At 61.2% G+C, this 22,290-nt stretch carries 20 protein-coding genes and 1 pseudogene; 16 read left to right on the plus strand and 5 right to left on the minus strand.

Translation table 11 applies throughout. The annotated features are described in order from the left end of the window. Positions 1-76: 76 nt before the first annotated feature. The 12 genes from asnB (at position 77) to KX729_RS10880 (ending at position 15,313) form a co-directional block, all read left to right on the plus strand. Positions 77-2,044 (plus strand): asparagine synthase (glutamine-hydrolyzing), encoded by a 1,968-nt coding sequence (gene asnB, locus KX729_RS10825; RefSeq protein ID WP_219742435.1) that lies wholly within the window; start codon positions 77-79, stop codon positions 2,042-2,044. A 2-nt stretch (positions 2,045-2,046) separates the two neighbouring features. Further along, entirely contained in the window at positions 2,047-3,360 is a 1,314-nt protein-coding gene (locus KX729_RS10830; protein WP_246617550.1) for a lipopolysaccharide biosynthesis protein, read from the plus strand. Next, on the plus strand, positions 3,357-4,508 hold the full coding sequence (locus KX729_RS10835; protein WP_246617509.1) for a GNAT family N-acetyltransferase: 1,152 nt from the start codon (positions 3,357-3,359) through the stop codon (positions 4,506-4,508). Before KX729_RS10830 ends, KX729_RS10835 begins: the two co-directional genes overlap by 4 nt. A gap of 102 nt (positions 4,509-4,610) precedes the next feature. After that, positions 4,611-6,473, plus strand: coding sequence for a GumC family protein (locus KX729_RS10840; protein WP_246617510.1), 1,863 nt, complete (start codon positions 4,611-4,613; stop codon positions 6,471-6,473). Positions 6,474-6,484: 11 nt separating this feature from the next. Further along, entirely contained in the window at positions 6,485-7,837 is a 1,353-nt protein-coding gene (locus KX729_RS10845; protein WP_219742436.1) for an O-antigen ligase family protein, read from the plus strand. Further along, the gene (locus KX729_RS10850; RefSeq protein WP_219742437.1) at positions 7,782-8,603 is read left to right on the plus strand and encodes a polysaccharide deacetylase family protein; all 822 of its coding nucleotides are present in this window, start codon (positions 7,782-7,784) and stop codon (positions 8,601-8,603) included. The genes KX729_RS10845 and KX729_RS10850 overlap by 56 nt, the downstream gene beginning before the upstream one ends. Next, positions 8,600-9,850 carry a glycosyltransferase family 4 protein gene (locus KX729_RS10855; RefSeq protein ID WP_219742438.1) on the plus strand — a complete coding sequence of 417 codons (1,251 nt, stop codon included), beginning with the start codon at positions 8,600-8,602 and terminating at the stop codon, positions 9,848-9,850. Before KX729_RS10850 ends, KX729_RS10855 begins: the two co-directional genes overlap by 4 nt. Before the next feature lie 423 nt (positions 9,851-10,273). After that, the gene (locus tag KX729_RS10860) at positions 10,274-11,398 is read left to right on the plus strand and encodes a glycosyltransferase family 4 protein (protein WP_219742551.1); all 1,125 of its coding nucleotides are present in this window, start codon (positions 10,274-10,276) and stop codon (positions 11,396-11,398) included. After that, positions 11,395-12,462 (plus strand): glycosyltransferase family 2 protein, encoded by a 1,068-nt coding sequence (locus tag KX729_RS10865; protein ID WP_219742439.1) that lies wholly within the window; start codon positions 11,395-11,397, stop codon positions 12,460-12,462. Before KX729_RS10860 ends, KX729_RS10865 begins: the two co-directional genes overlap by 4 nt. Next, positions 12,389-14,557 carry a glycoside hydrolase gene (locus KX729_RS10870; RefSeq protein ID WP_219742440.1) on the plus strand — a complete coding sequence of 723 codons (2,169 nt, stop codon included), beginning with the start codon at positions 12,389-12,391 and terminating at the stop codon, positions 14,555-14,557. Before KX729_RS10865 ends, KX729_RS10870 begins: the two co-directional genes overlap by 74 nt. Positions 14,558-14,646: 89 nt before the next feature. Continuing rightward, a complete protein-coding gene (locus KX729_RS10875; protein ID WP_219742441.1) occupies positions 14,647-14,862 on the plus strand; it encodes a hypothetical protein in 216 nt (71 codons plus the stop codon). 238 nt (positions 14,863-15,100) lie between these two features. Continuing rightward, entirely contained in the window at positions 15,101-15,313 is a 213-nt protein-coding gene (locus KX729_RS10880; protein WP_219742442.1) for a hypothetical protein, read from the plus strand. 52 nt (positions 15,314-15,365) lie between these two features. On the opposite strand, the gene KX729_RS10885 is transcribed toward KX729_RS10880, so the two are convergent. Further along, positions 15,366-15,878, minus strand: coding sequence for a ferritin-like domain-containing protein (locus tag KX729_RS10885; protein ID WP_219742443.1), 513 nt, complete (start codon positions 15,876-15,878; stop codon positions 15,366-15,368). 163 nt (positions 15,879-16,041) lie between these two features. On the opposite strand from KX729_RS10885, the gene KX729_RS10890 reads away from it, so the two are divergent. From KX729_RS10890 to KX729_RS10900, 3 genes are all read left to right on the plus strand, one after another. Next, a complete protein-coding gene (locus KX729_RS10890) occupies positions 16,042-16,212 on the plus strand; it encodes a hypothetical protein (protein ID WP_219742444.1) in 171 nt (56 codons plus the stop codon). Between the two features lie 285 nt (positions 16,213-16,497). Next, complete coding sequence (locus KX729_RS10895; RefSeq protein WP_219742445.1) at positions 16,498-16,698, plus strand: hypothetical protein; 201 nt, start codon at positions 16,498-16,500, stop codon at positions 16,696-16,698. Between the two features lie 87 nt (positions 16,699-16,785). Next, a complete protein-coding gene (locus KX729_RS10900; protein ID WP_312990769.1) occupies positions 16,786-18,285 on the plus strand; it encodes a phospholipase D-like domain-containing protein in 1,500 nt (499 codons plus the stop codon). Here the strand turns inward: KX729_RS10900 and KX729_RS10905 are convergent. After that, entirely contained in the window at positions 18,265-19,206 is a 942-nt protein-coding gene (locus tag KX729_RS10905) for a putative bifunctional lysylphosphatidylglycerol flippase/synthetase (protein WP_219742447.1), read from the minus strand. The genes KX729_RS10900 and KX729_RS10905 overlap by 21 nt on opposite strands. A gap of 80 nt (positions 19,207-19,286) precedes the next feature. On the opposite strand from KX729_RS10905, the gene KX729_RS10910 reads away from it, so the two are divergent. Further along, positions 19,287-20,054 (plus strand): endonuclease/exonuclease/phosphatase family protein, encoded by a 768-nt coding sequence (locus KX729_RS10910; protein WP_219742448.1) that lies wholly within the window; start codon positions 19,287-19,289, stop codon positions 20,052-20,054. Positions 20,055-20,057: 3 nt separating this feature from the next. On the opposite strand, the gene KX729_RS10915 is transcribed toward KX729_RS10910, so the two are convergent. The 3 genes and pseudogenes from KX729_RS10915 to KX729_RS10925 form a co-directional block, all read right to left on the minus strand. After that, complete coding sequence (locus tag KX729_RS10915; protein ID WP_246617512.1) at positions 20,058-20,774, minus strand: phosphoribosyltransferase; 717 nt, start codon at positions 20,772-20,774, stop codon at positions 20,058-20,060. 243 nt (positions 20,775-21,017) lie between these two features. Further along, a pseudogene (locus KX729_RS10920) lies at positions 21,018-21,629 on the minus strand (flavodoxin family protein). Between the two features lie 75 nt (positions 21,630-21,704). Beyond that, positions 21,705-22,259 carry a helix-turn-helix domain-containing protein gene (locus tag KX729_RS10925; RefSeq protein WP_246617513.1) on the minus strand — a complete coding sequence of 185 codons (555 nt, stop codon included), beginning with the start codon at positions 22,257-22,259 and terminating at the stop codon, positions 21,705-21,707. Positions 22,260-22,290: the final 31 nt, after the last annotated feature.

Below are 22,290 nucleotides of genomic sequence, written 5' to 3' on the forward strand. Positions count from 1 at the left end.
ACCGATCGCTTAAGGAAAGCAGCAAGCATTTCCGTCTATGAGCTTGGGTATTGTCCCTGGTTCATGATGGAAACAGATGTGCGGTTTTGCGGGCTTCGTTGGTGAAGCATGGTCTTCCGGTCAGCCGGAAACCCTGTTGTCATCCATGGCGAATGCGATTGCGCATCGCGGCCCGGACGGTCAGGGCGTATTTGCCACGCCCGGCGCGGGCTTGGCCCATGTCCGCCTGTCGATCGTCGGCCTCGCCGACGGCCAGCAGCCTATGACGGAGGCTGAAGGCCGCTACACGATTGTTTTTAACGGCGAAATCTTCAATTACGTCGAGTTGCGCGAAGAGCTGAAAGCCCGCGGAGTTACCTTCCGCACCGGCAGCGATACCGAGGTCCTGCTGCAGCTTTATGCGCTTGACGGCGAGGCCTGCATGGCCCGGCTGAATGGCGATTTCGCCTTCGCGATCTGGGATGCGAAAGAGCGTCGGCTGTTTGCAGCACGCGACCGCATGGGCGTTCGCCCGCTCTTTTACACAGAGCATAGAGGCATGATTTACTTCGCGTCCGAAGTAAAGGCGCTGCTGGAAGTGCCGGGCATCGAGGCGGAACTCGATCCGATCGCACTCGACCAGATCTTTACGCTCTGGGCGCCAATCGCACCGCGCACCGCCTTCAAGGGTATTTCCGAGCTTGAACCCGGCCATTTGATGACTATCGTCGGTGGACATATCGAAACCCGCCCCTATTGGCAGCTCGATTACCCCGATGCCGGCGATCATCGTCCGCTGGACCAGCAGGCAACGGAAGAAGAACTTCGCGCCCTTCTCACCGACGCAACGCGGCTTCGCATGCGCGCCGATGTCCCCGTCGGCGCCTATCTCTCCGGCGGCCTCGATTCCTCGCTGATCACCGCGCTCGCCGCCCCGATGGCGCCGAACGGCCTCAATACGTTTTCCGTCACCTTCGACGATGCCGAGCATGACGAAAGCGCATTCCAGCTGGCTGTCGCCCGCGCACTCGGCACCAATCACCGCGCCGTCCTGAGCGGCTCGGAAGACATCGCTGGCAGTTTTCCGGATGTCATCCGCGCCACCGAACGCCCGGTCCTGCGCACCGCTCCTGCCCCGCTCTACCGCCTCTCCGGCCTCGTTCGCGACGCCGGCATGAAGGTCGTGCTGACCGGGGAAGGCGCCGACGAAATCTTCGCCGGCTACGACATTTTTCGCGAGGCGCAGGTGCGCCGCTTTTCCGTCCGCCAGCCGGATTCGAAGGTCAGACCGCATCTGTTCCGCAAACTTTATCCTTACCTGCCCGGCTTGCAGCAGCAATCGGCAGAATATCTCGCCGCCTTCTTCGCCACCGGCAGCGACAGGCTCGATGATCCGCTCTTCTCGCACCGTCCGCGCTTCCGCTCCACGGCTGCGGCGAAAATCTTCTATTCCGACGACCTGCGCTCGACGCTGGGCAATTACGACGCCGCCGAAGACCTCGCCTCCCGCCTGCCGGACAATTTCCGCCGCTGGCATCCGCTCAATCAGGCGCAATATCTCGAAAGCCGCTTCCTGCTGCCGGGCTACATCCTCTCCAGCCAGGGTGACCGGGTGGCGATGGCGCGTGGCATCGAGGGCCGCTTTCCTTTCCTCGACCACCGCGTCGTGGAATTTGCGGGCAAGCTCGCACCGGGCATGAAGCTGAAAGGTCTGCGCGAAAAACACATCCTGCGCGAAGTCGCCAAGGACGTGCTGCCCGAGATCATCAGCCAGCGGCCGAAACAGCCCTATCGCGCACCGGACAGCCGCTCTTTCGCCGGCAACAACGAAAAGCCCTACGTCGCCGAACTTCTCGGCGAGCAGGCGATTGCCTCCAGCGGCCTGTTCAACAGCCGCGCCGTCGCCAAGCTGCACCAGAAATGCCGCACGCAGCCGGTTTCCGGCTTCCGTGATAACGCCGCCTTCGTCGGCATCCTCTCGACCCAGCTGTGGCTCCAGAATTTTGCCGCCCGGCGGCAGACGGATGTCCGCAATCTCAATACAGCCAGAGGAGGCCGGGCATGACCATGCCAAGCGCACTCGGAAAACTGCCGCGTTATCGCGCGCTTCTGCCGATGGTGATGTCCTATGCGGCATCCGGCGGCAGCCTGATCGTTTCGTCGGCCGCGCAGCTTCTGACCTTCGCGATCCTCGCCCGTTTCCTCGGCGTGCATGAATTCAGCCTGTTCGTGGCGATTTCCGCCGTTTCGGCGATTGCCGTGCATCTCTGCGGCGTCGGCGGCACCGAATGCCTGGTGCGTCGCGTCGCACGCGACCATTCCATGTATCCGGCGATGCTCGGCCACAATATCCTGCTGATCTCGGTCAGCGGCGTATTGCTGGTGATCATCGGCGCGATCGCGCTGCCCTATTTCTTCGACATCTCGACGAACGGCGCGGTCAACGGCCTCGAAATCACGGCGATGCTGATCACCAATATCGTGCTGGTGCGCTGCATCCTGTTTTCCGAACAGGTCTTCATCGCGTTCTCCGATTTCGGCTCCGCCAACAAGGTGGTGATGGGTTTTGCGCTGATCCGCACGGCTGCCGCAGTCCTCGCCTGCCTTGCCTTCGGCGTCTCGACGCTCGCAGGCTGGATCGTCTGGCAGTTTGCCGCCCATGCTGTCATGCTGTTCTTCTGCTATCTGGCGCTCAGGAAACTTGGCCGCCCGAAATTCAAGCTGGTGCGGGAAGAGCTGCGTCTCGGCCTGTTCTTCTCGATCCCCTTCATCCTGAAGGCCGCCCGCCAAAATGCCGACCTTCTGGTCCTCGGCATCGTCGCCAGCGCCGAGATCATGGCGAGTTACAGCGTCGCCCGCCGCATTATCGAAAGCAGCTATCTGTCTGTCGATGCCATGAATCGCATTGTTTATCCCGGCACGGCAAAGGCCAGCCATGGCGGCATCCACAAGGCGACGGACCGCGTCAAAAAACTTTTCCTTGCGGCTTTGGCGATCAGCATCGCTGCAGCGACAGCCGTCTTCATCTGCGCGCCGATCTTGCCCTATCTCTTCGGGCATGATTACACCTCGCTTGTGCTGTTCGTGCGCGCACTCTGCTGGGTCGTTATCCCGGTCGGCTGCTGGGCGATCGCGGTCGAAGCGCTCGGCGCCTCCGGCAATCAGGGCGCCCGCGCCACCGTCATGGGCCTCGGCAGCCTGATCGGCGCCGGCGTTGCGGCCTGGGCCACCTGGTATGCGCCGCCGACCGGCACGTTCATCTCGTATTACGTCATCGAGACCCTCATGGCCCTCGCGGCCTGGGCCGTCTATTTCCGCGTCGTCGCCAAAAGCCGAAAAGTCGCCTCCCAGACCGGCACTGCCGGAGACGTTGCCGCATGAGCCTCGTTCCCAGCCCTTCCATCTCCGACAAAGAGCCCGCGCCGCAGACCTGCGAACCATCGCGCGGCGTCCGGGCGATGGAAGAGGCGGACTTGAAGTCGGTCGGCAGGCTGTTCAACAAAGCCTTTCGAGGCCGGAACGAGGAGCCGAGACCGGACCTCCTCGACTATCTCGACAATGTTTTCATGAAAAATCCGGGCTATACGCCCGAATACGGCAGCATGGTGCATCAGGATAAGTCCGGCCGCGTCGACAGCGCGCTGCTCGCCCTGCCCATGCCGTTTTATGCCTGCGGCCGCCGGATTACCGCGCGGCTGATGTGCGCCTTCATGGCCGATGGCAAGCTCGGCTTTGCGGGTGCCGCTCGGCTGGCCCGGGAAATCCGCCTGCGGCCCGATCTCTGCTTCACCGACAATGCCTCTCCCGTCAGCGCCGATCATACGACGATTGCCGGCGGCGTCACGCTTCCCATCCTCAGCCTCGAATGGCGCCGCACCTTCCGGCCGCTTCAGGCCGGCCTCGACAGGCTGCGCGAAAAGCTGCCGCTCCTGCGGCGCCTGCCGCTCTCGCCTCTGCTCGCACCCGTCGACGCATTGCTCCGCAAGGTTTTCAAGACATTCATGCCCGAACGGCCGGTCGGCATCGTTTCGTCCGATGCCGGGATCGACGAGTTCTTTGCCTGCACCGGGCCGATGACGGAACGGTTTTCCATCCGTCCGGACTGGTCACGCGACGACCTTGCCTGGCTGATGGAGATTGCGGCACAGAACACCTCGCTCGGTGAACTCCGCTGCCGCACCGTCTCCAATGCGCGTGGCGAGACGATCGGCTGTTACCTGTTTTTCGGCCGCCGAGGCGAAATGGCGCATGTGCTGAACGTGCTCTGCCTTGAGGGCCGCGAGCTCGACGTGGTCTCGCAGATGTTCGCCGATCTCGCCGAAGCCGGTTATGCCGCCGCGGAGGGCAAGGCACAACCCTTCCTGATGAATGCGCTGATGCGCCAAAGGCAGATGATTTTCCGCCATCGCGGTTACTTCTGCATGGTCACCCGGCACGCCGACATCCGCGAGGCGGCAATGCGCGGCGATATCTTTGTCGGAGGACTTGCTTCGGAAAGCTGGAGCCGTCTCCTTACGGACTTTCGATAAAGCTAAAATTAACTCGATATTCACCCTGCTAGCCTAGAGATGGGTGAGTTTATTGTTTGGGAATACGGCCTTAGGTTTAAGGCCGATCGGCTGGAGGTGTGCATGTACCGGCCCAGGGAGCCTGAAAACCGACGGCCGGCGTCGTATGCGAGCGATACCGCCCGTGGCGGCAGTGCGCCCCCGTCCCGTCGCTCCCTTCTCGACCGCATCGAAGATGAATGGCAGGCCGAGGAAAACCGCCGCCTTGAAGCCGATCGCTGGGCGGAAGAAGAAGCCCGCCGCGCCGCGGACGAGCGTCGCATGGCTGACGAGCGCCGGGCCATTCGCGATCGCTGGAGTGCGAACGATCAGTGGCCGGAAGACGACCGCCCCGCCGAGCGATCCGCTCGGCCGGAAACCCATTCCTTGCAAAGCGAAGACCGCTGGAACCGCAACGAACGGTATGATCGTCGTGACTATCACGATGAAGCACCGGATTATCGCGATCGCCGGCAGGAAGAGCCCAAGGCAGCTGCCCGTTACGATGCAGCTCCCGAGCCGCAGACAAATTCCTTCAACGAATTGCTGAACGCCCAGATGCGCAGCCTTTCCGAGATCGGTATCGGCGATATTCTTCTGTGGCTGCGCCGCGGCCTGCGCTGGATCATCCTGCTGACGATCATCGGCATGATCTCGGCCTTCCTCTATTCGACCATGGCGACGCCGCGCTACACCGTCTATACCGACATCATCATCGACCCGCAGAACCTCAACGTCGTCAACGACGACGTGTTCTCGTCCAATCCGCAGCGGGATTCCCAGCTGCTGGAAGTTGAAAGCACGCTTCGCGTGCTGACCTCCGGCAACGTCTTGCGCCAGGCGATCGCCGATCTTGACCTGACCAACGATCCGGAATTCACCAGGCAGAGCCCGTTGGCGCCCCTGATGAAACTGTTCTCCGGCGAGAAGCCGCCGGGCGACAAGGAACTCGCCGTCCTGATGGAGCTGTCGGATCGCGTCAAGGCGATGCGCGAGGAGCGCTCCTTCGTGGTCACCCTAGCCGTCTGGGCCGAAGATCCCGAAAAGTCGATCAAGATTTCCGAAGCAATCGTCCGCGCTTTTGAAAAGGAACTGTTTGCCTCCTCCGCAGACAGCGCCGGCCGCGTCGCCGCAACGCTGACGAGCCGCCTCGACGAGCTGCGGTCCTCGGTGACCCACGCCGAGGAAAAGGTCGAGCAGTTCAAGCGCGACAACAATATCCAGGAATCCAATACCGGCGAACTGGCCAGCGCCCGCATCTCGACGGCACTCGACACCCAGGTTCTCGACGCCCAGCAGCAGCTGATCCAGGCGGAATCCCGCTATAACCAGATGCGCTCGGCCGTCGCCGATCGGCGTACCGCGACCGCTACGATCTTCGATTCCGTCAGCATGCAGACGCTGCGCGCCAGCTACAACACCCTGCTGCAGCAGATCGGCTCGACGACGCTGACCTATGGCGCCCGCCATCCCCGGCTGATCTCGATGCAATCGGAAAAGGCAGCCCTCGAAAAAGCGATCGCCGACGAGGCGAACCGCATTCTCGAAACCGCCAGGACCGACGCGGATCAGGCCCGCGCGACGCTTGCCGGCCTGCGCGGTAAGGCGGATACGGAGCGCTCGACCGTCTATACCAATAACGACGCGCAGGTTCGTCTGCGCGAGCTGGAGCGTGACGCGCGCGCCAAGGCCGCGGTCTACGAGACCTATCTCGGCCGTACGCACCAGATCACCGAACGCCAGCAGATCGACACCAGCAACGTTCGCGTCATCTCGCCGCCGGTTCCGCCGAAAACCAAGAGCTGGCCGCCACGCACCATCATCCTGCTGGCTGCAGGCGCGGTCGGCGGCTTCATGCTCGGCACCGGCCTTGCCCTGCTGCTCGGCGGCCTCGGACATCTTTCCCAGGCGCGCCGCCGCTTCGCTTACGAACAGAGATATGCCTGAGGGGTAAAGCCATGCGCAGCCCCGCAGCCGCGGCGATACCGATCCAGGAGACCACGCGTGCCGACTACCGCGGTGTGATCGGCTCGCTGCTGTTCATCGCGCTGTTCCTGTTCGTGGCAATCTCCCTCAATCCGTTCTACGACTTGACGGTCCTGTCTTCGGCCAGCATCACGACGGACAATTCCAACAAGTTCAACCAGCTCCTGTTCATCCTCCTGCCGTTTGGCGCGCTCGGCTGCGGGCTGGCGACGCCCATGCGCGGCACCTTTCTACAGCCGCGCTGGTTGCTCTCGCTGCTTTTCCTCTGGCTGGTCTTCGTCTCGCTGGTTTCGAACCATTCGTTCAACAGCCTGAAGGCACTGTTCGTCACCTCGCTGATCGTGCTCGGCGCCAACGCAATCCTGCTCCTGCCGCGTTCGGAAAAACACTTCGCCAAGCTTCTGGCCGTCGGTACACTCGCCTGTATCGGGCTTGCCTATTACGGCATCAAGTTCCTGCCCTTCTATTCGATCCACTCCGCCGCCGATGTGGCCGAGCCCATGCATGCCGGTCTGTGGCGCGGGTATTTCCCCCACAAGAACAATGCCGCCGCCGCCATGGTCCTGTTCTCCTTCTGCGGCATCTTCATCTTCCGTACATGGTCGCGGATCGTCGGCCTGGTGATCCTCGCCAGCGCCACGTTTTTCCTGATGCATACCGGCGGCAAGACCGCGTCCGCCATGCTGCCGGCGATCATCCTGGTCGGGTGGGTGTTCGAGAAAATACCGTTTCTGCGCATGCCGCTATCGTTCCTCGGCGTCGCGGCGCTCAATCTCTTTGCGGTCGGTTCGTCGCTCAACCCGAGCCTCTCGGAAATCGTCACGAACATGGGGATCGACGCCACGTTCACGAACCGGTCGGACATCTGGAAACTCGCCTTCAATGCCATTTCCGAATTTCCGATGACCGGCTTCGGGCTCAAATCCTTCTGGCGTACGACGGAAATGGTCTATGGCGGGCAAGGTCTGGAGACCTGGGCGATCCAGGCTTCGCATGCCCATAATTCCTATGTCGAAATCCTGCTGATCGGCGGCATTCCGGCGCTGGTCCTGTCGCTGATCTGGTTCTTCGCCGTGCCGCTGAGGAGTTTCGCCAAGATCACCCGAGAAGGCCGCAAGCTGACCCATACCGGCCGGCTCTTCCTGCGCATCTGGCTTTACATGATCTTTACCGTCTGCCTCGAAAGCCTCTTTTACGAAAGCTCGGCGGGCTACATCATCGGCTGGTTCCTGTTCTGCATGGCGCTGTTCGGCATTCGTTACGAAGCCAATGCCGCCCATATGGAAGAACCCGCATCGCCGAAAAGGGAAATCGCCCGTGCCTGATCTTCTGAGAAAAGTGGATGGCCTCGTCGATCGCGTCAGCAACCGGCTGATCTGGAAGATGGCGCCGCGCAGCCGCACCGTCGCCACGACCCGGCCGATCGTCACCTTCACCTTCGACGACGTACCCGATACCGCTTTGACCAACGGCGCAGCGATCCTCGAAAAATACGGCGTTCACGGCACATTCTACATTGCCGGCGGCCTGGAATCGCGTGTCGAGCCCGACCGGACGCTGATCGACCGCAAGGGCTGCCGTGAACTCTTCCGGCGCGGCCACGAAATCGCCTGCCACACCTTCTCGCATAACCGCATCCGCTCCTACGGCTCGGCGCTGGCGAAAGACCTCGATACCAATGCGCGGTATCTGCTCGACGCCGGCATCACCCGCCCGACCGACAATTTCGCCTTTCCCTATAACGCCGCATGGCCGCTCGCCCGCCGCGAACTCGCCCGCCGTTATCTCACCTGCCGCGCTGGCGGCGAGGCGATCAATCGCGGCGCCGTCGATCCGTTGATGCTGAAAGCCGTCGAAATCCGCCAGCCGGAAGACCATTCGCTTGGCCTGACCCGCTGGATCGACGATGTCGCCCAGAACCCCGGCTGGCTGGTCTTCTTCACCCATGACATCGCCGACAAGCCGACGCCTTACGGCCGCACGCCGGCAACCTTCGAACGCCTCGTCGCTCATGCGGTCAAAAGCGGCTGCGATGTGATGACGGTGACGGCAGCGACCAACGCGCTCGGCTGGCAGGCGGGATCGCGATGAACGCCCACTCCACCATTTCGGCCACGCGCCGCCTTTTGAACATCAACAACTACTTCTACCGCCGCGGCGGCGCAGAGGCGGTGTTCTTCGACCATACCGCGCTGTTCGAGGAGATCGGCTGGGACGTCGTGCCCTTTGCCATGCAGCACGAAGACAACCTGCCCTCCCCCTGGTCGGATTATTTCGTCTCGGAGATCGAATACGGCCGCAAGATCGGCCTGAAGGACAAAATCGTCCAGGCGACCAAGGTCATCTATTCCTTCGAGGCGCAGAACAATCTCAAGCGCCTGATCGACAAGGCACGGCCTGACGTCGCGCATGCCCACAACATCTACCACCATATCTCACCGTCGATCTTTTCGACGCTGAAGGATGCCGGCATTCCGGTGGTGATGACGGCGCATGACCTGAAACTCGCCTGTCCCTCCTACAAGATGCTGCGCGATGGCCGCATCTGCGAGGACTGCAAGGGCGGCCGCATCCACAACGTCGCGCTGAACCGCTGCGTCAAGGGCTCCACGGTCCTGAGCACCGTTGTCTTTGCCGAAACCATGCTGCACCGGACGCTCGGCCTCTACCGCAACAAGGTCGATCGCATCGCCGTGCCGAGCCGGTTCTACCGGGAAAAGCTGATAGAATGGGGCTGGCCGGCCGAAAAGCTGGTGCATGTGCCGAACTTCGTCGATGTAGACGCTTTCTCGACCGAATGGACGGAAGGTGACTATTTCGTCTTTGCCGGACGTCTGGCACCGGAAAAGGGCATCGCCACGCTGATCCGCGCTACCGCCAAGGCAGGCACGAAACTGGTCATCGCCGGCACCGGGCCGGAAGAGACCATGCTTAAGGAATTGGCGGCCTCGACGGGTGCAAACGTTAATTTCGCGGGCTATCTCACGGGCGAGAAACTCTTTGGCCTGATCGGTCAGTCGCGCGGGTTGATCCTGCCGTCGGAATGGTTCGAGAATGCTCCGATCAGCGTTCTGGAGGCCTATGCGCTCGGCCGCCCGGTGATCGGGACGGCGATCGGCGGCATTCCGGAAATGATCCGCGAAGGCGAGACGGGCTTGACCGCAAGGAGCGGCGATCCGGACGATCTCGCGCGTGCAATGGCCGAACTTGCCACCCGTTCGCCGGCAGAACGCAAGACCATGGGCCTTGCCGGCCGGCAATGGATCTCGAAGGAATTCTCCCGCGATGCGTATCGCCAGAGGACACTTGATCTTTACCAAAGTCTTACCGGCTTTTGACGCTGAAAAACAAGGATTCCCGAAATAGGTCGGGTGTCCGCAAATTTTTCTAACCGTTTGCCCAATAACCGAACAGCTTCGATAAAATCCTACCGAATTACTTACGAGTGCAGGAAGGTTCCTTCCGTAGAACCGGTACCCAGGAAATGATTTCTGGGCACCGCAGATATGCAAAAGAAAACCCACGTTTCGAAGAAAAGGCATCCGCAATCTGCGCGGAAGCTCCCCGGCAATTTGGGGTCGCTGGAACCTATCCATTCGCCTCTGCAGCAGGCACAGCCTCTGCCGCATGCCAACCAGGCCGGCGCGGAACGCGTCGAGCGCGTCATCCTCAGCCAGACGCCCCGCCTTTCTCCACATCTTCCCGAAATCGCTCCGCCGGTCGAAATCATCGGCCGGGATGCCGTCCGCCGCCGTGTCATGATGCTCGGCCTGCGCGGTGTCCCGAACCTGCAGGGCGGCATCGAGAAGCATGTGGAAATGCTGGGCCAGGAACTCGCGGTGCGCGGCTGGGATGTCGAAGTCCTCGGCCGCCGGCAATATCTGCCGGAAAAGACCAAGTCGATCGTCTGGCGCGGCATCCGCGTTACTCCGCTATGGGCGCCGAAATCCATCCTGTTCGAGGCGATCGCGCATACGTTCATGGGCGTGCTGCATGCGGCGGTCCACCGGCCGGATGTGCTGCACATCCACGCGATCGGTCCCGGCCTTCTGGCGCCCTTCGCCCGGTTGTTCGGCCTGAAGGTCATCATCACCCATCACGGCTACGATTACGACCGTGAAAAGTGGAGCCCGTTGGCGAAGCGCATCCTGCGGCTTGGCGAACGCCTGTCGATGATGTTTGCGAACGGCCGCATCGCCGTGTCCCGCGACGTCACCGATACGATGAAGAACCGTTACGGCAGCAGCGTCGCGCATATCCCGAACGGCGTCACCGTGCGGCCGAGCCTTGTCGGCAAGGACACGCTGAACCGTTTCGAGCTGCAACGCCGCCGCTATATCGTCATGGTTGCCCGTTTCGTGCCGGAAAAGCGCCAGACGGACCTGATCGCCGCCTTCGAGAAGCTCAACCGGCCGGATTGGAAGCTCGTTCTTGTCGGCGGCGCCGATCATCAGCGCACCGCCTATGCCAAGGAAATCGAGACGATGGCGGCCCGCGTGCCGAATGTCGTGCTGACCGGTTTCCAGAGCGGCGAGGATCTGGCGGCGCTCTTCTCGCAGGCCGGCCTTTTCGTGCTGCCTTCGCTCCATGAAGGCATGCCGATCTCGCTGCTCGAAGCGATGAGCTACGGCCTGCCGGTTCTGGCCAGCGATATCGTCGCCAATCACGAAGTCGATCTGCCGCCTGAAGACTATTTCCCGGCCGGCAATGTGGACGCCCTTGCCGAGGCGCTGGAACGCAAGATCGACGAACCATTCGGTCAGGATGTGGCGCTCGCGCGCATTCGCGAGGTAGAGAAGACCTATGCCTGGTCTTCCATCACCAGAAGCACGCTGGCAGTCTATAATTCGGTGGTCGGAAAGAAGAAGACGAAGGAAAAGCCTTGAGCGTATCCGTCATCATCAAGACGCTGAACGAAGCGAAACGCATTGCCCGCACGGTCGAATTCGCGCTGGCCGGCCTTCCGGGCGGTCAGGGCGAGGTGATCGTTGCGGACAGTGGCTCTTCCGATGCGACGATCGAGATCGCCTCGCGTTATCCCGTGCGCATCGTCCAGATCGAAAGCCCGGCCAGGCCGAGCTGCGGCATCGGTCCGCAACTCGGTTATCAGTACGCGCGTTTCGACCTCGTCTGCCTGCTTGATGGCGACATGGATCTCGACCCCGATTTTCTGCCCGAAGCGATCGCCTATCTCGAAAAACACCCGAAGGCCGGCGGCGTGACGGGTCATGTCGAGGAGATGATGCTCGACAATCTCGAATACACCCGCCGCGTCCAGCGCAATGCGCCGGAAAACCGCATCGGCGTGATCGATCGCATGAACGGCGGTGGGCTCTACCGCCGTGCCGCGATCGAAACCAGTGGTTATCTCACCGACCGCAACCTGCATGGCTACGAGGAATTCGATCTCGGGGTCAGGCTGCGCTATTCCGGCTGGCAGCTCTACCGCCTCGACCGCCGGTTCGTGCGGCATTACGGCCATGCGGTCAATTCCTACAAGCTGCTGGTCCGCCGCTGGCAGACCAAATACATGTTCGGCATCGGCGAATTGCTACGCGCTTCCGCCGGAAAACCGTATTTTGGCCAGTTGATCAAGGAATTGCCCGAGCTGAAGCTCTGGGCGCTGGTCTCCTGCTGGATCCTGTTCTCGCTCGGCCTGCTATTGTTCATCGCGAACAAACTTGCTGCTCTCGCAACTGTTATAGGAATATTTGCCGCGATCGTGGCATTGATGTCCTGGCGCAAGCGCGGTTTCGCGCTTGGGCTTTATACGGTCGTCGCCTGGCTGTTTCACACCGCGGCGATCCCCTTCGGCTTTTTCGGCCCGCGGCGCGATCCCGGCGCTTGGGTGGAAAGCCGGCAGATCGGAGATGCGGATGACAAGACTGGTGCAGCTCCTGACGGCGACGCTGGCGCTCACGGCCTCGGCAACCGCAGCCTGGCCGGCTGACTGGCTGCCGGTCCGCGAAGTCTCGCTGACCATCTCGCCCGGCAGCCCGCTCGATTTTTCCGGTTTCCTGGCCAATGACCCGATCGGCCCGGCCAACCGGCTGACGATCGGCGCGAACGGCCGTCTGGCGCGCGCCGACACCCCTGACAAACCCGCCCCGATGATGTGCGCCTCGCTGGCCTGGAGCCCTGCTTCCGGCGGTTTTCCGAACCATGCGGACGCCGACATCTACGCCAGGCAGTTGGCCATGCACGGCTACAACATGGCGCGTTTCCATTTTCTCGATGGAAGCCTGATGTACGGCCAGAAGAAGGATTTCGACTTCAACCCGGAAATCCTCGACCGCATCCAGTATCTCATGGCGGCGCTGAAGAAGAACGGCATCTACTGGATGGTCGAAGGCCTGACTTCCTGGCGCGGCGGCTACGGCAATTTCGACGACCGCTGGTCACCTTCCGAAGGCCTGAAGCTTGAGGTCAATTTCGAAGACAAGCCCTTCGAACACTGGAAGAAGCTGGTCACGGCGATCTTCACCAAGGTCAATCCCTATACCGGCGTCGCTCCCATCCGCGACGATGCGCTGAGCGTCTTCATCCTCGCCAACGAAAACAGCATGGAATTCGAGACGGTCGTGCATGACAAGCCCGGCCGCGCCTATCCTGACAGTCTCGAAAAGCCGTTCAACGAATGGCTGCGCAAGAAATACGGCTCGACCCAGGCATTGCGCGCCGTCTGGCCCGATCTGAAGGCGAACGAGCGGCTGGAAAATGCCTCAGTGCGCATGCCGGCAGAGCGCTATGTTCCGAACCCGCGCCTGCGCGACCTGCAGGCTTTTTATGTGGAGGCCGAAAAAGCCAATATCGCCCGCATGACCAAGGTCGTCCGCGATCTCGGTTATCGCGGCATCATCAGCGACTACAACAACTGGCCGACCATCCAGACAGGCCTCACCCGCAAGGACCTGCAAGCCGTCACCATGAATACCTATCAGGACGGGGTGATGAGCTACGAGCCGGGCGCCAGCATCAAGGGCGAAAGCTCGCTCGCCGATGCCGCCAATTACATGCGCGCCGCCGCCGCCAGCCGCTGGCTCGGCAAGCCGTTCATGATCAGCGAATGGGACCACCTGTTCTGGAATAAATACCGCTACGAAGGCGGCCTCGTCATGCCGGCCTATGCGGCGCTGCAGGGCTGGGACGCGCTTTGTCGCCACGCCCATGGTCCGATCGCGCTCGCCTATGGCGAACCTTATCCTCACAAGCGCGCCATGCTGCCTTACGCCATTGCGCTCGACCCGGTCGCCCGGGCCGGGGAAACGCTGGGCGCCCTGCTCTTCCGCCGCGGTGACGTCGCAACATCGCCGACCCGCATCCCGTTCATGGTGCGCGGCGAGGAAGACCTGAGCAACAATATGCAGGCCTATGAGCCGAGCGTGCTGACGGTTCTGTCGCTCGTTTCCGGCATCGGCCTCAAACAATCCGACGGATTGCGCGAACCGCTCGCCATCAACCAGCCGCGCGATCAGGCCGATGCCGTCGAAACGCTCGGCGAACTCAAGAAGGCAGGCCTTCTGCCGGCCAACAACCGCACGGATTTCGACAAGGGCATTGCCGAGAGCGATACCGGCCAATTGCTGCTCGACCGCGACAAGCGGCGCCTGACGCTCTCGACGCCGCATACCGAGGCTGCTGCCTTCACCGCGCTCGATGCCCCGATCGATCTTGGCGCCACGAGACTGGAACGTGCCGATGGCGCAGCATTATTCTCCGCCTCGGCCATCGACGACGCCGCCTCGCTGGCGGACAGCAAACGCATGCTGCTGATCTTCGCAACAGACGCACGCAATACCGGCATGCGTTTTCGCGACAAGGACGAGAAGGTGATCGGGGATTTCGGCCACCTGCCGGCTTTGATCCGAAAGGGAACCGTTTCCGTCGATTTCCCGAAGCGCACCGGCCGCTGGCGGCTCTCGCCGGTCAGTCTGGAAGGCACCGTTCAGGCGCCGCTCAGAAGCGGCAACGGTCCGCTACGCTTCGACCTGACCAATGATACCCCTTCCGGCCCGACCACCTATTTCCTGCTGGAAACCGACTGATCTTCGCCTTTCGAAAAAAATTACCGGATCAAAATAGCGGCTTGGCTGTTTCGTCTTTGGATGAAGAAAAAACCCAGGAGGCAAACCTCATGGCACATGCCAGCTCGAAACACATGGGTGCCGCAGGTCACGGCAAAAGCAGCGGAAGCGGCGCGATGACGGATATCGATAAGGATATCCTCCCCGAAAACATGGTGCTTTCAAACCGCGACAAGGCGCAGCATTCGCGTGAGCGCGGGCTGGATGGCAAGACGGTACAGACCGAACAATACCACGATCACGAATCCAATCATCTGGACGAGTAAACAGCCGTCCTGATGGTTGAACGAATAACCAGATTGGGCCTGGGAAATCTCGAAAAACACAGGCATTCACGACTGGGTGAGAAGGGTCCAAAACCCGCCCGATATCCCGCATGCGACATATCCTCCCTTGCAACAGGGGGGATAAGGAGTAGACTCCTGTCATTGCCAGCTATGGGAAAAGGGCGCTGGCGACTGGAAGACCGAACGCGCTTTCGCCCCCATTCAGGGGAGACGGAAAATGAACCCGGCACCCGCAATGAATACTTTCGAGCCGAATGAACTGGCGTTCCTGCAACGCATCTTCGACGGCTGGTGCGTGGAACGCGGCATTACAGGCGGAAGCTTGAGTGCAAGCAACCTCGCAGCTCAGATCATACAGCTTTACCAGCAAGGCGTGCGGGAGGAAAAGGACCTGCAAATCCAGCTGGATGGCCTTGTATCACGCAGTTGACCCGTGCTGGCCGCTAAGTCCAATAGCGGCCGGCTGACTTTCCATATGGCGACTATCTCTTCGCCAGCAGATCGCGCTCATCGCGCATCAGGAACACGCGGGTAATGACGTCGAGATTGGTCTCAAGCCAGTCAGCCATGGCGACCTCTTCGGCCAGGATACCTTCAAACACATCTCTTGCCTGATGCTCGTCCAGTTCGTCGGCAGTGGCGATCAGCACGCGATATTGCGCGATCTGCAGGTGCGAGAACGCATAACCGTTCATCGCACCTTTCACCACCTCGTCATTGTTCAACATGCCGCCGACCCCTTGTGCCCGCGCGGCAAGCCGTGCGGCCATGTCTTTCAAGACGAGGACCCCATTTGTCGCGGAATACCGGTCGAGCATTTCCTTCAGAACCTGCGCATGTTTGATGGTTTCGGCGAGATGATCGTCGATGCGCTGCTTAAACTCCGGATAGCTCTCGATCCGCCGCGACTGGGCGGTAAGCATGGTGATTGCCTGCTCTTCCATGGCGTGCGCCGCGCGCAGCCAGGCCAGGAAATTGTCTCGGGCATGGGTCATTCGCATCTCCACGTCGTTTCGTGCTCGGAAGGCGGATGGCACAATTGCGGAGCTTCAACCCCTGAACGAAGGCGAGGTTCCGTTTATGGCCTCCGATACGGAACATTTGCCGCCTGTCATGAATTGTCCCGATGCGTATTGAACAGCCAAAGAGGCTAGGATTATGACACGCACCACCAAGGCAAATACCGTTCTCGGCGCAATCATCGTCGTATTTCTGATGCTCGCGGTCGGTTATTACGTGACCGGTCCTTCGACGGAAACGGCCCAGAATCCCCAACCGAACCCGGCACCGGCCACCGATCAGACCCAGACGGGTTCGATCAATCGCTGATGCGACAATTTGCGGGGAACAATGCCCCAACAGGGCTGTTGTGGATTTAGGAATAAGGAGTATATCCATGATCCCTAATCCTCGCGAACCAAGCGAGCAACCGCCGATGCCGCCACCTGGCTGGACACCGGAGCCACCGATCAACGAACCGGAACCGGACCGACTTCCGGACGAAGCGCCCTTGCCCAATCCGGATGAAAACCCGAATCCGCCGGCCTACAGCCGCCGGGCAATTGAGCGATCGATTGAGAAAAGCTGGCGCGTCTAAGCGCCGCGAGGTACATGATGAACATGCACAGTCACATGCGAATAGAAAATAGTACCAACCACGTCACGACCGAAAAACCCCCGAAAGCCGGACTTTGGAAACTGTTGGTCGCAGCAGTCCTGATCCTCGCCGGTCTGGTTGCCGCGATCGAATTCTTCGGCGGCAGAAACAGCAACTTCGCTGCAGACCACCCGCAGCTGACGACGCTGGTTGAATAAGCCTCGTCGGCCAATCCGCGTCTCTGGAACAAAGCTCAAATCTCCTGCGTTCATCCGTCAGAATATGACGAGGTGGCGCAGGTGGACGTGACAAATCAGACGATTCCTTTCCGGGAAGCGGAAATCTCATTCGACCCTATCATCAAGCCCGGCCGCAATGCCTGGCGCAGCGCGCGAGCCGAAAAGCTCGCCGTGCTGATTGATGGCGAGGATTATTTCCGCCGCCTTTCACAGGTTCTGCCGCGAGCGGAACGTTCGATCTTCATCGTCGGCTGGGATTTCAATCCCGACATCCGTCTTGATCCCCGCGATCCGGGGAGCGAGACGGTTGGAATGCTGTTGCGCCGGCTGGTCGAGCAAAAACCTGCATTGGAAGTCCGCGTGCTCGTCTGGGGCATGGGGCCGGTCTATTCCGGCAAAAGCCTCAGAATGTTCGGCAAGATGGACTGGAGCGACCATCCGCGCATTCGGCTGGAATTCGATTTCGACCATCCGCTGCGTGCCAGCCATCATCAGAAGATCGTTGCGATCGATGACAAGACCGCTTTTCTCGGCGGTATCGACCTGACCGCACGTCGCTGGGACGACCGCAGCCATGCTGTCATCAATCCGCTCCGCAAGCAGCCGGATGGCACGCCCTACGGTCCCGTCCACGACATGCAGACCATCATCACCGGCGGCACGGCCAAGCTGATCGGTGATCTGGTGCGCCGTCGCTGGAGAAAGGCGACCCATGAAGTGCTCGAACCTTTCGAGGTGCCGGGCGAAAACCCCTGGCCTGACCACCTCGAGCCGACTGTCACCGACTGCAATACGGGCTTGGCCCTCACCGAACCCTGGAAGTGGAAAGGTCGCCGCGGCCACCGCGAGGCGATCCGCCTGACGCATGATGCGCTGAAGGCCGCCAAACGCCATCTTTATATCGAGACGCAATATCTCGCCTCTTTCGGCGTCGCGCGAACGCTGGCGAAGCGCCTGCGCAAAACTGACGGTCCGGAAATCATCGTCATCGTCACGCGGGAATCCCACGGCTTCCTTGAAAAGCTGATGATGGGCAACAATCGAAATCGCCTGATCCGCCGCCTCAAGCGCGCCGATCGCTACAACCGTCTGCGCGTCTTTTACGCCGCGGTTCCGGACGGCAAGGGCGGCGAGCAGGAAATCATCGTCCATTCGAAACTGATCATCGTCGATGACCGTTTCGTCCGCGTCGGATCGTCCAACCTCAATAATCGTTCCGAGGGCCTGGATACGGAATCCGACCTTGCTTTCGAGACCAGCGATTTCAGATCTCGCAAAGCCATCCTGGCGTTGCGCAACGACCTGCTCGCCGAACATCTCGATACCGAACCGGCCGAGGTCGCACGTCTGATCGAGGAGACCGGCTCGATGGTGGAAGCGGTCGACCGGCTGAACGTCAAGCCGCGCGGCCTTCGATCCTTCGATGTCGATCTTGCAAAGGGTGAAACGGTCTCGCTGTTCGGCACCGGCATCGTCGATCCGAAACAGCCTTTCTGGCCCATTCCGGAAATCCAGACCTGGTTCCGGCGCGTCTTTGCACGCTTCTCACATCACCGTCTGCTCTGAATAGCGGCCCCCTCGATGGCGATAATAGGCTTCCGAAATCAGGAAGGTCGGCACGCCGACCGTCAGCGGCACGAAGAAATACAAGACCCGGAACGCCACCAGCGCGCCGATCGAAGCCGTAGACGGCAGGATACCGAGCATCGTCGCCTCCAGCACGCCAAGCCCACCCGGCACGTGGCTGATCAGCGAGGCGATATTGGCGGTCACATAGGCGCTCGCGACCTGCAGATAACCCGCGTCCGTAAAGCTTGCGAGCAGTTGGTGGATGGCAGCGGTAACGCAGGCGAAATTCAGCGTGCCAATCGCGATCTGGCCGAGGGCCAGGGAAAGCCGCGGCGGTTCGAAACGCCAGGTCCTGATCTTCAGCGGCCGGCGAACGAAAGCGCACAGCGCGAGATAGGCGGCCGGGCCGGCAAGACAGGCCAAGCCGAGGGCGATCCGCATGTCGCGATCGAGCCCGAGGAAATCCGGCGCGCCACCGCCTTGAAGCAGCAGGGCCAGTCCGGCCAGCGTCATAAGACCGAGACCGACGGTGACGCCGCAGAAGATGATCACCTTGGCGATATCCTCGCCTGTCAGCCCCCAGCGGGTATAGAAACGATATCGGACGGCGCCACTGCTCAGTGCCGCCATTCCGACATTGTGGCCGATCGACAGTGCCGTGAACGATGCGAGCGCCGTGTTCGCATAGGGCAGCGGCTTGCCGGCATAACGCACGGCAAGCGCGTCGAACATGGTCAGGCAGAAATAGGACAGGATGACGAAGACAAAGGCGGATGCGAGCCGCAGGCCGGCGATCGACCGGACGCTTTGCTCGATCTCGTCGACCGAATAGCGGCCAAGGCTGCGATACACGAGAAACACGGCAAGACACACGGCTGCGCAGACAAGGAATTTGATGGCATGGCGTCTGGCTATCATGGTCACTCCGGCAACAGGCTCTGCATCAGGCAGCCCTCTGTTAAACGGAACGAAAACAGGGCGAAGGTGTTCCCAGCGCTATGATCCAACCGACGCCCTCCGTCTCCGCTCTTCCGGTTCCGGCCGGAAAGCAGCGCCTGAAAATTCTCAGCTATAACGTCCACAGCTGCATCGGCACGGATCGCAAGCTCGATCCTGCGCGCATCGCCAAGGTCATCGCTGCCGAACAACCGGACGTCATCGGTCTGCAGGAATTGGATGTCGGCCGTGGCCGCACCGGCGGCATCGACCAGGCACACGCCATAGCATCGCTGGTGGAGATGGGCTTCCATTTCCACCCCGCCCTCACGGTCGCCGAGGAAAAATATGGCGATGCGATCCTCACCGCATTGCCGGCAAGGATGGTGAAGGGCGGCGAATTGCCTTCGCATGGCGAGCAGCGCGGCGCGGTCTGGGTGGAAGTCGAGATCGGCGAATGCAAGGTGCAGATTTTCAATACGCATCTCGGCCTGCTCGGCGGCGACCGCATGCGCCAGGTGGGCGCCCTTCTCGGCTCCTCATGGCTCAGCCACCCCGATTGCCGGGCCAGGCCGAAAATCCTGATCGGCGACTTCAACGCGCCGTCCATTACGGCGACCTACAGGGCGCTCGCCCGTCGCATGACGGACGCCGTCGCCGCGGTAAACGAAAAGCCGAAAGCCACATATCCCTCCCGCTTCCCGTTCATGCGGCTCGATCATGTCTTTGTGTCGGACGAGGTGACTCCGGTCGAGGCGCGCGTCATATCCACGCCACTTGCGCGCCTTGCGTCAGATCATCTGCCCTTGATGGTGACGGTCGAGGTCTGAGCGTCAGTGGATCATTCTGTTGACCCGCCGCGCTTCCTTCAGCAAACGAACCACATCCTGATCCGTCGTTTCGGAAAAATCGCCATAGTGGCGGCTGACGGCCTCAAGCCTCTCGGGTGCTGAAAGGCAGACGATCTCGTCTACCTCCTCCTTCAGCGTCTCGAGCAGATCCCGCGGCGCGACCGGTACCGCGATACGGATCGTACCGACCCCCATCTCCTTCAGTGCATGAATGCCGGCGCGGATCGAGCCGCCATTGGCAATGCCGTCATCGACAAGGATGATATCGCGGCCCGAATGATCGTGCTGTTCCGGCTCGTCCTCGCCGAAATACATCCGGTGCCGCCGCTCGATCTCGGCTACCTGATGGTCGCGCTCCGTGGCGATATAGCCTGGTGGAATATGGAAATGCCGGGCCGCCTCTTCGCTGATCACCACATGCGGCTCCTTGCCGTCCACCACCGCGCCGATACCATATTCCGGATGACCGGGTGCGCCGATCTTGCGGACGATCAGCAGGTCGAGTGGAATACCCAGTCGCTGCGCCACCTCGAAGGCAACGGGCACGCCACCGCGCGGTAGGGCCATCACGACCGGATCATGCATCGGATGAGCCAGCATGGCCTCGGCCAGTTGTCGTCCGGCATCCTCGCGATCGGAAAAAGTAGGCTTCGATCCGAACATCTCATCCTCCCAGATGACGGCGTGGCTTTCTGCCATGCCCGCGTTTCCCGGCCCCGCTGGCACCATAACAGCAGCCCGGCATCCGACAACCTTGAGGGGATGATTTCGGTTCCATTGCAGGCGCGACACAGACGCAAGATTGTGATCGAGACCGGGAACAAAACTCACGATCATGTGTTCAGGCCGTGTTGGCTGCTGAACCTCCACGCAGCCGACGCGTCATAAGTACCCTCCCCGACTGGCGCTTCCCTTCACCGGGAAGCGCCTTTTCTTTGGGGCTCATGTCAGGCTCGGATATTGCTGCTGTTTCAAGAGACGGGCGAGATGCGCGGTGTTTTTTGCCAGCATGTCGACGGTGGTTGTCACCACTTCCGGCACCTCCTCGAGATCGACGAAATTGGTACTGCCCATTGCCTCGCCGACCCAATAGGCGACCGCATTCGCCGGGATCGTGAAACCGACATCGTTGAGCGCCTGATAGATTTCCGCCGAAACGTGATGCGCACCATCCTCGTTGCCGACCACGGCGACCGCCGCGACCTTGCCATAGGAGACCATGCGGCCCTGCTCGTCCTTTTCTTCGAGGAAGGCATCCATGCGCTCCAGCGCCCGCTTGGCGATGCTGGAGGTCTGACCCATCCAGATCGGCGTACCGAAGATCAGGATATCTGCATCGAGAACCATCTTGCGGATCGCCGGCCACGCATCGCCCGGACCTTCATCGGACATCACCCCTGGCTTGATGTTATGGTCGGCCAGCCGGATCGTCTCGGTTTCGATCCCCTCATCCCGCAGCGCCACCGCGATCAGATCGATCATGCGATCGGTAGAGGAAGGTTCGCCATCGCTGGATTTCTACGTGGCATTAAAGGCGATCGCTCTGAGGACCATGGGGATTCTCCGTGTCTGGAAAGAAAGGTGCGGGCTGTTAACAAGCCGGCCAGCCCCTTGTTCCCCCGGAGAAGATCAACGCCGCGTCAGCGCCACCACATAGCGGGCAGGCTCCATGCCAGGATTATGAAAGACGCAATCGGCCGGCGGGCCGAGCAGCAGACAATCGCCTTCCTTCAGATGATGCCGCGCAGCCCCTTCCTGAAAATCCAGCACCCCTGAAAGCACCCAGACCTGCTGGTGCTGAAAGGCAAAGGCGGAGGCAGGATAGGGCACCCGCACGCCCGGAGGCAGCGAAACTTCGATCAATTCCAGCAGCGAATTCGGCGGCGATACGGCCCGGCGGGTATAGCCGGTTTCCGGGTCCTTCCACACGGGCTGTTCGTCAGCCAGCGCCACGCGTTCCTGCTCTCGCTCCGCCAATGCCAGCAGGACCGAAAGCGGCAGACCAAAAGCCCCGGAAAGACGGCCAAGCACCGTTGCCGTCGGGCTGGCTTCGCTACGCTCGATCTTGCTGATCATTGCCTTGGAGACCCCGGATCGTTCCGCAAGCTCCGCCAACGACCAGCCGCGGGCCTCGCGCTCGATCTTCACACGCATGGCGATCGCCTGACCCGGGTCTTTTTCCATCTCTCGCAAGCCGCTTGCCTTTCGCCGATCG

It is taken from the genome of Neorhizobium populisoli, assembly GCF_019430945.1.
GTDB lineage: Bacteria > Pseudomonadota > Alphaproteobacteria > Rhizobiales > Rhizobiaceae > Neorhizobium > Neorhizobium populisoli.

What these genes read in the sequence shown, in the direction of transcription:
- asnB (WP_219742435.1), top strand. Translation starts at nt 77, where the DNA reads ATGTGCGGTTTTGCGGGCTTCGTTGGTGAAGCATGGTCTTCCGGTCAG.
- KX729_RS10830 (WP_246617550.1), top strand. Translation starts at nt 2,047, where the DNA reads ATGCCAAGCGCACTCGGAAAACTGCCGCGTTATCGCGCGCTTCTGCCG.
- KX729_RS10835 (WP_246617509.1), top strand. Translation starts at nt 3,357, where the DNA reads ATGAGCCTCGTTCCCAGCCCTTCCATCTCCGACAAAGAGCCCGCGCCG.
- KX729_RS10840 (WP_246617510.1), top strand. Translation starts at nt 4,611, where the DNA reads ATGTACCGGCCCAGGGAGCCTGAAAACCGACGGCCGGCGTCGTATGCG.
- KX729_RS10845 (WP_219742436.1), top strand. Translation starts at nt 6,485, where the DNA reads ATGCGCAGCCCCGCAGCCGCGGCGATACCGATCCAGGAGACCACGCGT.
- KX729_RS10850 (WP_219742437.1), top strand. Translation starts at nt 7,782, where the DNA reads ATGCCGCCCATATGGAAGAACCCGCATCGCCGAAAAGGGAAATCGCCC.
- KX729_RS10855 (WP_219742438.1), top strand. Translation starts at nt 8,600, where the DNA reads ATGAACGCCCACTCCACCATTTCGGCCACGCGCCGCCTTTTGAACATC.
- KX729_RS10860 (WP_219742551.1), top strand. Translation starts at nt 10,274, where the DNA reads ATGCTCGGCCTGCGCGGTGTCCCGAACCTGCAGGGCGGCATCGAGAAG.
- KX729_RS10870 (WP_219742440.1), top strand. Translation starts at nt 12,389, where the DNA reads ATGACAAGACTGGTGCAGCTCCTGACGGCGACGCTGGCGCTCACGGCC.
- KX729_RS10875 (WP_219742441.1), top strand. Translation starts at nt 14,647, where the DNA reads ATGGCACATGCCAGCTCGAAACACATGGGTGCCGCAGGTCACGGCAAA.
- KX729_RS10880 (WP_219742442.1), top strand. Translation starts at nt 15,101, where the DNA reads ATGAACCCGGCACCCGCAATGAATACTTTCGAGCCGAATGAACTGGCG.
- KX729_RS10885 (WP_219742443.1), bottom strand. Translation starts at nt 15,878, where the DNA reads ATGACCCATGCCCGAGACAATTTCCTGGCCTGGCTGCGCGCGGCGCAC.
- KX729_RS10890 (WP_219742444.1), top strand. Translation starts at nt 16,042, where the DNA reads ATGACACGCACCACCAAGGCAAATACCGTTCTCGGCGCAATCATCGTC.
- KX729_RS10895 (WP_219742445.1), top strand. Translation starts at nt 16,498, where the DNA reads ATGAACATGCACAGTCACATGCGAATAGAAAATAGTACCAACCACGTC.
- KX729_RS10905 (WP_219742447.1), bottom strand. Translation starts at nt 19,206, where the DNA reads ATGATAGCCAGACGCCATGCCATCAAATTCCTTGTCTGCGCAGCCGTG.
- KX729_RS10910 (WP_219742448.1), top strand. Translation starts at nt 19,287, where the DNA reads ATGATCCAACCGACGCCCTCCGTCTCCGCTCTTCCGGTTCCGGCCGGA.
- KX729_RS10915 (WP_246617512.1), bottom strand. Translation starts at nt 20,774, where the DNA reads ATGGCAGAAAGCCACGCCGTCATCTGGGAGGATGAGATGTTCGGATCG.
- KX729_RS10925 (WP_246617513.1), bottom strand. Translation starts at nt 22,259, where the DNA reads ATGGAAAAAGACCCGGGTCAGGCGATCGCCATGCGTGTGAAGATCGAG.